Here is an 8,660-nt window from a genome sequence, read left to right on the forward strand (position 1 = left end):
CACTATTTATTGAAACTATAATTATGTATGCGTTTTCTATTGAGTTTGTTAGAAAATAAGGGTAAGATATAATCATAAATTAATTTTTGGTATAATCTCGTTAATTATTTCACGATGTGAGTATGCCAAATCACCATAATAAGGGGGAAATTTATGGAAAACAAAGTTCGTTTCAAACTTCATAAAGTTAAGAAACATTGGATTACAATCGCTGCCTCAAGTTTGGCTATCGGGGCTTCACTAATTGGACTAGGACAGGTCGGAGCCGATGAAGTCAAACCAGAAACGACTGCTGTTAACAGTCCTGAAAATGTCGTCTCTGACAGCAATCTTGAGACAAGTGCCAGCCTCATTACAAGAACCGAAGTAGCTCCAGCAAGCACTACTGTTGAGAAAGCTTCTAGTGAAGCAGTCTCAACTGATACTGCATCTACTAATGTTGCTACTCAACCTACAGAAACTATTACTACACAGCCTACCAGTGAAACTAATCAAAAGGTTGAGGTAGCTCCAGTTAATGAAACAACTACTGCCGATAGGAGTGTTGAAACCTCATCCGAAACAAGCGACAACGCAACTACTGCTCAGGAATTACCTTCCCAAGGTGGCAAGTTCACCTCAGATGATCAAGGTAACTGGTATTACCTAGACAGCGAGGGCCACAAACTAACGGGTCCACAAACCATCGACAGCTTCAGCCTCTACTTCCATGACAATGGTATCCAGGCAAAAGGTGAAAAGATTACCATTGATGGCAAGGATTACTACTACGATAAAGATAATGGACGCAAGGTAACTGATACAAGCATTGAAGTAGACGGTAAAACCTATCTAGCAGATGCTGATGGCATCCTAACCGAAAAAACACAACTACCTACTCAGGTCGTGACTGGTGGCCATTTCCAATCTGATAACCAACAAGACTGGTATTACTACACTGCTAATGGTGAAAAATTGACTGGTTGGCAAAATGTTGATGGTGTCATCCTTTATTTTGATAAAGATGGCAAACAAGTCAAAGGACAAAAACAAGAAATCGACGGCAAGCACTACTATTTTGCCTATCATAATGGTGCCTTAATGACTAATCAATGGTATGAACATATCATCTTTAATAGTTACAGAACCAACCCAATGTATACGCACCTCTTTGAATATCTAGGAGAGGACGGTGCTCCCGTTACAGGTTGGCATACAATCGATAACAAACGCTACTACTTCCAAACAGACGGCCTGAGAGCTCAAAATGATGTCGTAACCATTGATGGGAAGAAATATTTGTTTGATTATGATGGTCAATTGGTTAAGAATACGTATGGAATCGTTGAGAGACCTTCTATGTTTTTCTCTAGTAAAACAACTTATCACACTGATGCTGACGGCGTCATTCAAACCGGTAGACATATAATTGATGGTAAGGAATACATTTTTACTGAAAATGGGGTTGTCCTAAACGGTATTATCACTTTTGAAAATAATGATTATTTTGTCATTAATAGTGTAGTCCAAAAAAATAGCCTTAAAGCCTACTTTGCACCCGTTGTCTATCGAATCGAGGGCATCTTTAATGGAATCTATGGCACTGATGAAAACGGAATTGTCTTAAAAGGATTCCAACGAGGTATTGATGGTCAACTCCACTACTTCCAACCAGCAGTAAAAAGTGTCACTAAGCCTTCATGGGAGGAAATCAATGGGCAACGTTACCGATTGACAGATGGGGATTACGTTGAACCTACTGCTGGCATGCGTCCTACAATTATTGTCTCTAATACAACTTTGAAAGTTGATGACAAAGTCTATTCCTTTGATGACAAGGGAATCTCAACTGAAGTTACACCTAAAAATCAGTTTATTCGCGACGATTTTTGGAACTGGTACTACTACGACAAAGATGGTAAACTCCTAACAGGTCGTCAAACCATTGATGGTGTGGCACTCTACTTTGATAAAAATGGTAAGCAAGCAAAAGGTACTTTGATTGACATTGATGGTGATACCTACTACTTCGATAAAGATAGCGGAGCTTTGTGGACTAACCGTACTATTGAGCTTGGCGGCGTAACCTATACTATTGATGAAGAAGGACATGTCACATCATCTCTACGCAACACCTTTGTTCAGGACAAGGATGGCGATTGGACTTATCTCAAAGATAAGGGCCAATTAGCTACTGGATGGCAAACCATTAATGGTGTCCAACTCTACTTTGATGGCAGTGGTAAGCAAATAAAAGGTAAGCGTATCCTTATAGATGGTAAGTACTACTATTTCGCTGAAAACAATGGTGAACTCCTCCGTAATGCATTCTATCCGTACAATTACTATTCTAAGCTCTACTTTGGCAATGATGGAGCTCAAGTTTTTGGTTGGTACACACTAGATAATCACCGTGTTTACTTTAAGGAAGATGGTCTTCAAGCTGAAGATGATTTACTTTTAATCGATGGAAATTATTATTACTTTAACAAAGATGGTCATCTCTTAGTTAACACCATTCTTAAAACATCAGGCAACATTTTTGTTGCAGATTCTGAAGGAAAACTATTTTCTGGTTGGAAAGAAATTGATGGAGAAACCTATTATCTTGATCCAAGTAAAAGATATTTCGATTCAGTCACAATAAAGACGATTGATGGAAAAGACTACTTACTTGCTTTTGGTGGCATATTGCTGAGAAATAGAGCGGCGTCTCGTTACGTTTCAGACGAAAATGGAATCGTTCGAAAAGGATTCTACCGCACTGATGAAGGCTACCTCTGCTATCTTGAGCCTAGAGCAATCTCTTACTACCAACCAACCTGGAAGGAAATTGACGGTAAGCTCTATCACTTCGAAGAATCAATTTCAATGGGTAAAGACCTTAGCGGTTCTCCAATCACAACCAATGCAACACTAGAAAAAGATGGCAAAACTTATGTCATTGATGAAAATGGTGTAGCAACTGAAAAAGTGAATTAAAGTGGAAAACAAGATATTTCTTACTTTAAGAAAACTTTAGGCTATGCTTTATATACTATAACCATCCTAAAACTTTTCTTTTTCATAATCTCCTAAATCCAGGGCGCAGGTCCTGGATTTTTTGTGTTTTTAAACTCTTACGACTGATAAAATTTTGATATTTGATATTCACTCTCTTTTCTATGTAATCGTTTTCTTATCTTTGTCTAAATTTCTTATATTTTCTTGAAACTCTCTAAAATAGCGCTATAATAAGACTTAGGAAATGGAGGAAAAAGTATGAAAGTACATTCTAATTTTACTGGACAAAAGTCCAAAAAACGTTTGATTGCATTCTCATGTGCAACTGCTCTTGCAAGTTTTGCCTTTATCGCAAGACCTGCCTTCGCTGAGGAAGCTAAAGCTGATAACTCATCAAACCTTGATGTGACTGCTGCTACCACTGCCAATGTGGAAACCACAGCAGACCTCGTAGAAACAAAGGTTGTCGAAGCTCCTGCTACTACTGAAAATGTGGCTAGCACAGAAAACACCACAAATGTCTCAGAACAAGCCTCAACTTCTACAGCAAGTTCTGAAACTGCCAGTGAAACAGCTTCAACAACTGCAAGCGAAAGTCAAGCACCTGCGGAATCAGCCACAGGCCAAACACGTGATGCTGTAACTACAGACCGAGCTGCCAATGAGACAGCTTCAGTACCTAATGAAACAAACGTCACTGGTGGTCAATACTATAGTGATGACCAAGGCAACTGGTATTATAAAGATGCCAGTGGTAAAAACCTCGTAGGCGAACAGACTATCGATGGCCAAAATGTTTATTTCCGCAGTAATGGGCAACAAGTTAAGGGGCCTTTACTCGATAGGAATAATAATCTATTTCGTTACTACGATGTTGATACTGGGCAACTATGGACGAATCGATACCTTGAATCCCAAGGTAATTGGTACTATTTAGGTAAAGATGGCTATCCACTCACTGGAGAACAAACTATCAATGGTCAAGAAGTCTACTTCGATTATAAAGGTGTTCAAATCAAAGGTGACTTTAGCGGAGAGGACTATAGCTATCCAGATCAAACTTTCTATTACGACTCTAACTCTGGTGCAAGGGTCCGAAAAGAAGGTCTAGTTCAGAATAAAAAAGGCCAAACCTTTTACATCAAGAACGATGGTTCTAAATTTACAGGAATACGTGAAATTGATGGTAATATCTACTATTTCAAAGCACGTGAAGCTGCCTCTCCTGTTGATACCGGCGTCCTACAAAAAGGAATCAGCATTTTACTAGAAGAAGGGCAAAATTCACCACGTACTTATGGTTTTGGTACCCCTACTAATATTACCCGTCGCTACTATTTTGACTCAGTTACTGGTCAAGCCGTTAAAAATCGCTATGTCCAAGAAAATGATGGCTGGTACTATTATGGTGCAGATGGAAATGCTATTCGTCCTCAAGATGGTGAAGTCAATATAGACGGTCAAATCGTTTACCTATATGCTAATGGTCGTCAAGCTAAAGGAGAGCTTGTTCTCGACAATGGTACTCTTCGCTACTATGATCCTGATTCAGGAGCACGCGTCTCTAACACCACTCTAACAGTTAATGGTATGACCTATCGATTTGATGAAAATGGCGTAGGTACGGATGCTCCTAACCCAAATGGTTATTATAGTGATGATAACGGAAATTGGTATTATAAAAACGCAAATGGAGACAACCTTACTGGAGCTCAAATTATCGATGGACAAAAAGTATTCTTCCGCGACAATGGTCAACAGGTTAAAGGTGCTTATGGTGATTCCTACGGTGATTTATACGCATTCTACGATATTAATTCTGGAAATCTTGTAACCAATCGTTATGTTGAATACATGGGTAATTGGTTCTATGTAGGTAAAGACGGTAAGCCAGTCAAGGGAGCTCGAAATATCGATGGACAAGATGTCTTCTTCAACTATCGAGGGGTACAAGCTAAAGGAGGATTTGGTCAAGATGGCGTCTATATGCCTGAGTACTATTACGATAAAGATAATGGTCGCAAAGTAACCAAAGCTGGGTTTGTTAAAGATAACAGAGGCTTAACTTACTATCTTGACGAGAAAGGTAACAAAGTCCTTGGACTTCATGAAATCAATGGTGATTTATATTACTTCCGTCGAGGAGGTGCCTATAAGTACACCCAACTGGGTGACATGTGGCAAGACAGTATTAATTACATCGATGGTAAAATCTACTACTTCGGTCATGACGGTAGAGCAATTAAAAATCGTTTCTATCAATGGGGTAATTACTGGTACTACTTCTATGCGGATGGTTCAGCAGCTACTGGTGCCGTTCAGATTAATGGACAACAACTTTACTTCGATAAAAATCATGGTAGACAAGTTAAAGGCGCTTTTGCACCAGATGGTCACTACTACGATGAAAACTCTGGTGAACTCGTCACTAACCAAACACGTACTATCAAAGGTGTAACTTATCATTTTGATGAAAATGGTAACGCGACTAAAGTTTAAGCTATTCCTTACTTTAAGAAAACTTTAGGCTCTGCTCTATATACTATAATCATCCTAAAACTTTTCTTTTTCATAATCTCCTTATCCAGGGCACAGGTCCTGGATTTTTTTATTTTTTAAGTTCCTATGATTGCAAAAATTGTGACATTTGCCATTTACTCGCTTTCCTATGTAATCGTTTTCTTATTTTTGTCTAAATTTCTTATATTTTCTTGAAAGTCTCTAAAATAGCGCTATAATAGGACTTAGGAAATGGAGGAAAAAGTATGAAAGTACATTCTAATTTTACTGGACCTAAGTCCAAAAAACGTCTGATTGCATTCTCATGTGCAACTGCTCTTGCAGGTTTTGCCCTCATCGCAAAGCCTGCCTTCGCTGAGGAAGCTAAAGCTGATAACTCATCAAACCTTGATGTGAACGCTACTACCACTGCAAATGTGGAAACTACCGCAGACCTCGTAGAAACTAAGGTTGTCGAAGCTCCTGCTACTACTGAAAATTTAGGCACCACTCAAAGCACTACAAATGTCTCAGAACAAGCCACAACTTCTGCTGCAAGCTCTGAAGTTGTCAGTGAAACTGCCTCAACAACTGCAAACGAAAGCCAAACTCCTACAGAATCAGTTGCAGGCCAAACACGTGAAGCCGTAACTACAGACCGAGCTGCCAGCGAGACAGCTTCAGTACCTAATGAAACAAACGTCACTGGTGGTCAATACTATAGCGACGACCAAGGCTACTGGCATTACAAAGATGCTAGCGGTAAAGACCTGACTGGACCACAAACTATTGATGGCGTTAAGGTCTACTTCAATCCAGGCAGTGTTCAGGTTAAAGGGGGATTTGGCTGGGACGGTCACTATTATGACAAAGACTCTGGTGCTCTTGTTACTAATAAATTTGTTGAAGAATATGGTAGAACCTATTACGTTGATGAAAATGGTAATAAGGCAATTGGTTCTAAAGAAGTTAATGGAGCGTGGTATTATTTTGAGCAGTATGGTGAACTAATTAAAAACAATTTTGCTCCTGATGGCCGTTATTATGACAAATATGGTAAACAAGTGGATTTCGGAACAAACCGCTATTTCGAATTAAACGGGGAATGGTACTATGCTGGAAATGATGGTGCTATTTTAAAGGGACCACAAACCATCGATGGTGTTAAGGTTTACTTCCGACAATACGGAGCTCAAGTCAAAGGATATTTTGTCAAAGATGAGGGGGATAATAAATCTCGATACTACGATAAGGATACTGGTGCTCTTGCCACCAATCAATATGTTATCGCTTATAATCCTTACAAACATCGAAATGAACGTTATTATGTTAACGACCAAGGAATTCGGTTAACTGGTCCTCAAACAATTGACGGTAAACAAGTCTACTTCGATACCTACGAGGGAAGCCAGGTTTTCGACAATTTTGCTGACGATGGTTACTTTTACGATCAGGACGGAAATCGTGTTGATCTTGGTGCCAATCGTTATGTTCAAATCAGAGACAATTGGTACTATGTCGGTAACGATGGAAAAATTTTAACCGGTGAACACATTATTGATGGAGCTCACGTTTATTTTGAATATGGAGGTAAACAAGTTAAAGGAGATTTTGACTATAAAAATCAATTTCACGATAAAGACTCTGGAACTTTAGTTACTAATCGTTTCGTTACCGTTAATGACAAGACCTACTTCATTGGAGCAGATAGTAAGGCTATTAAAGGAGCGACCGTCATCGACAACATTGAATACTTCTTTGACGAAAAAACTGGCGCTCAGGTTAAGGGAAATTTCGCAAGTAACAAAAAATATTATAACAGTACTACTGGTGCTCTCGTAATCAATAGTTATGTCCAAGTCGACAAAGACTGGTACTACGTAGGCAATGACGGTAAACGGCTTAAAGGTTCTCAAACCATTAACAATGTTCCTGTATACTTTGACCCTTATGATGGTAAACAAGCCAAAGGTGTCTTTGGTAATGATGGCTACTTCTACGACAAAGATTCTGGTGCTAAAATAGACCTTGGTACCAATCGCTACGTTTACATCAACGATAACTGGTACTATCTTAATGGAGAAGGAAAAATCCTTAAAGGCGATCAAACCATCGACGGGGTACAGGTTCACTTTGATCCATATTATGGTAATCAAATTAAAGGAGAATTTACCGATAGTAATGGGCATGCGGTTAAAGCAAACTCCTATACTAGCCCAGTTAAGTACTATGATAAAAATTCTGGAGCTCTTGTAAAAGGTCAATACTTTAGCCATGATGGTAAATGGTACTATGCAGATGCAGAAGGTAATATCCTTAAAGGCTCACAAACCATCGATGGGGTACACGTTTACTTTGACTATAATGGTGTACAAGCTAAAGATACTGTTCTAGATGGTTACTACTACGATAAAGATAGTGGAGCACGAAAAGAACTCCCTCGTGATCAGTTTATTAAGATTGGTGACGATTTATACTACATTAGCAGTAATGGACGAACTGGGAATATAACTATTGATGGTAAGGATTACTATGTTGGTCGATATGGTAGAGTTCTTCGTGGTTCCTTTAACGTATACCAAGAGCCACCTTACTATGATGACGAAACTGGCGAAGCTGTGAAAAAAACTGGTTTTGTTAAATCTTATGGTCGTTGGTACTATATAGAGGAAGACGGAAAAAAAGCAAAGGGCCTTAAAGAAATTGATGGTAAGCTTTATTTCTTCTCTAACAATCCAATGAACAAATACGAAACAAACGAACAAGTTCGTGGACAATTAGCTAGACCTTACTTTTATATTTCCTTCCCAAATAGAGCAGAAGACAACCCAACTTACTACTTCGATGCTGAGACTGGAGCTGCTGTAACCAACCAATTCGTCTATGCAGATGGACACTGGTACTACTTCGGTAACGATGGAAAGGCTCTTCTATTTGATCAAGTCATCAATGGTCAACACCTCTACTTTGATTATGAAGGTAAACAAGTGAAGGGTGATTTCGTTACAGACTACAAGGGTACTCGTTTTTACGATGAAAACTCTGGTGAGCTCGTCACCAACCAAACACGTACCATCAATGGTGTGACTTATCACTTTGATGAAAATGGACGTGCGAAGCAATTGTAAGATAAGTCAGAAGATCGACTAAAATTATTCTTACTAGTCATACAAACAAAA

The 8,660-nt window shown here is 39.0% G+C and carries 3 protein-coding genes; all 3 read left to right on the plus strand.

Annotation, left to right across the window (positions count from 1 at the left end):
• The first annotated feature begins 153 nt into the window (after window positions 1-153).
• The 3 genes from O3670_RS08990 (at window position 154) to O3670_RS09000 (ending at window position 8,609) form a co-directional block, all read left to right on the plus strand.
• Window positions 154-2,961 (plus strand): KxYKxGKxW signal peptide domain-containing protein, encoded by a 2,808-nt coding sequence (locus tag O3670_RS08990; protein WP_371596044.1) that lies wholly within the window; start codon window positions 154-156, stop codon window positions 2,959-2,961.
• Between the two features lie 279 nt (window positions 2,962-3,240).
• A complete protein-coding gene (locus O3670_RS08995) occupies window positions 3,241-5,481 on the plus strand; it encodes a glucosyl transferase (RefSeq protein ID WP_371596045.1) in 2,241 nt (746 codons plus the stop codon).
• A 266-nt stretch (window positions 5,482-5,747) separates the two neighbouring features.
• Window positions 5,748-8,609: a glucosyl transferase gene (locus O3670_RS09000; RefSeq protein ID WP_371596046.1), complete on the plus strand. Its 2,862-nt coding sequence runs from the start codon at window positions 5,748-5,750 to the stop codon at window positions 8,607-8,609.
• The last annotated feature ends 51 nt before the right edge of the window (window positions 8,610-8,660 follow it).

Source organism: Streptococcus sp. 27098_8_74, assembly GCF_041431705.1.
In the GTDB taxonomy this organism is placed as follows: domain Bacteria; phylum Bacillota; class Bacilli; order Lactobacillales; family Streptococcaceae; genus Streptococcus; species Streptococcus salivarius_E.